This window comes from Actinokineospora sp., assembly GCF_050699995.1.
Taxonomy (GTDB): domain Bacteria; phylum Actinomycetota; class Actinomycetes; order Mycobacteriales; family Pseudonocardiaceae; genus Actinokineospora.
Genome location: NZ_JBOHGC010000664.1, coordinates 1 through 2,255, shown reverse-complemented (window position 1 = coordinate 2,255; position 2,255 = coordinate 1). Strand labels below are relative to the sequence as shown.

Genomic DNA, 2,255 nt, shown 5'->3' with positions numbered 1-2,255 from the left:
CTCCTGCGCCGTCGCCGGCAGGCCCGCGGCGCCCAGGACCACCACCACTCCGAGCAGGGTGTTCTTCATCGAGGTTCTCCCGCGTCGCGGCCTTTGTAGGCGCGGCCCGTGACGACCATGTGTCGTCCCCGTGACCGCTGCGTGAAGCTCCCGCGGTCCGGCGCCGCGCGACCGGCCGGCCCGGCCGGGCGCCGGCATGGACGGTCCCCTTCGCCGACTCGTTGCGGCGGCGTCACCGCCCCGTCACGCCACCCGCGTAGGTTTGGCGCGTTCGAGTCGGCGATTCGGATGAGCGTCGCGCAGGACCCACCAGGAGGGATTGATGATGAGCAGGATATGGAATCGAATCGCGGTGTCGGCGCTTCTGGCCGTGCTGGCCCTCGCGGGGGCCGGTGAGGCCGCGGCCGCGACCATCTTCGTCAGCGGCAACCTCACGGCGAGCGAGACGTGGACGGCGGAGAACGAGTACGTGTTGACGCAGCCGGTGTACGTGACGGACGGGGCGACGCTGACGATCGAGGCGGGGACGGTGGTGCGGGGGGAGCCGCAGTCGGTGGCGGGCGCGAACGACCCCGGGACGCTGATCATCGCGCGGGGCTCGAAGATCCGGGCGCTGGGGACGCCGACCCGGCCGATCGTGTTCACCGACCTGCAGGACGACAACGTGGGGAACAACCCGGGGACGTTCCCCTACGACGACCCGCTGAACGCGATGTCGCTGACGGGACAGTGGGGCGGGGTGATCCTGCTGGGGCGGACGTACGTGGCGAACAACACGCTGGCCGGTCCGGACGCGACGCGCGAGGTGCAGATCGAGGGGCTGACGGCGGCGGGGGGCCTGGGGCTGTACGGCAACGGCGGCAACGACGACGATGACAGCGGGACGATGTCGTACGTGTCGATCCGCTACGGCGGCTTCAACGTGTCGGCGAACAACGAGATCAACGGCCTGACGCTGGGGGCGGTGGGGCGGCAGACCGACCTGGACCACATCGAGGTGTTCCAGAACAAGGACGACGGGGTGGAGTTCTTCGGCGGGACGGTGAACCTGCACCACCTGGTGGTGGCCAACGTCGGGGACGACAGCATCGACTACGACGAGGGGTTCCGCGGCAGGCTGCAGCACGTGTTCGCGCTGCAGGGGACGCCGGGGACGGACCGGTCGGACAAGGGGGCGGAGCAGGACGGGGGGAACAACCCGGACGGCAGCCAGCCGTTCGCCATCCCGACGATCTACAACGCCACCTACGTGGGCCTGGGGCAGAAGGCCTACACCGGCAGGCTGACCAACACGGCGCTGCACTTCCGGGACAACGCGGGGGGCCGGTACTACAACTCGTTCTTCGCGGACTTCGGCGGGGCGCCGCTGTGCATCGAGGGGGGCGCGCTGGGGACGCCGATCGGCCCGAACACCAGCGCGCAGCGGGCGACGACGGACTACGTGGTGGACGGCGCGTTCTACCGGACGCCGGACTCGGACTTCCAGCTGGAGCTGCAGGACAGCACCTTCTGGTGCTTCGGCAACGGCGGCGCGGTCCCGGTGGGGGACGCGACGGCCTTCGGGTGCGACGCCGCCAAGGAGCACTACGACAACGGGACGTTCACCAGCGCGGCGCTGCAGAACCAGTCCCTGGACTGCGCCCAGCCGCTGCCGATCCGCACCCTGACCCGCTTCCCCATCGGCATCGCCACCCTCCCCGACCCCGTCGTCACCATCGACCCCAGACCCGCTCCCGGAAGCGCCCTGGGGACAACCGATCGCCAGGCGCCCCTGGAGCCGGTCTTCTCGCCGGCTCCGTTCCGGGGGGCCTTCAGCCCGGGCAGCAACTGGGCGAACGGCTGGACGAACCTGTCGCGCCTGGGGTACTTCCCGAGCTGCGATCCGGCCCTGGCGCCTCTGGCGACCCCGGACGAGGTGCAGGACCTGGCCTTGGCGGCCGATCGCCGGACGCTGACCTGGACCGCGCCGTCCGGGACCTACGGCGCGGCGCTGTTCGACGTCCTGCGCTCGACCGACCGGCGGGACTTCGGCGCGGCGTCCTGCATCGAGGTGGACGATGCCGACGCGGCGGCGCAGGCGGTGGAGGATCCGCCGATCGGCCAGATCTTCTACTACCTCGTCCGCGGCGGGAACCGCTGCGGCGAGGGAACGGTCGGCTTCGCGTCGAGCGGCGCCGAGCGCACGGCCGGACGCTGCGGCCCGTGAGCCGGAGGAACGCCGCCAGGCGCGAATCGAAGACCCGCCGGCCCGGGAT

At 71.4% G+C, this 2,255-nt stretch carries 1 protein-coding gene; it reads left to right on the top strand.

The window, feature by feature from the left end; genetic code table 11:
- The first annotated feature begins 325 nt into the window (after nucleotides 1-325).
- Complete coding sequence (locus ACRDSQ_RS32605) at nucleotides 326-2,206, top strand: hypothetical protein (protein ID WP_431426497.1); 1,881 nt, start codon at nucleotides 326-328, stop codon at nucleotides 2,204-2,206.
- Nucleotides 2,207-2,255 lie beyond the last annotated feature (49 nt).

Excerpts from the sequence above, each read along its gene's own strand:
- ACRDSQ_RS32605 (WP_431426497.1), top strand. The coding sequence starts at position 326 with ATGAGCAGGATATGGAATCGAATCGCGGTGTCGGCGCTTCTGGCCGTG.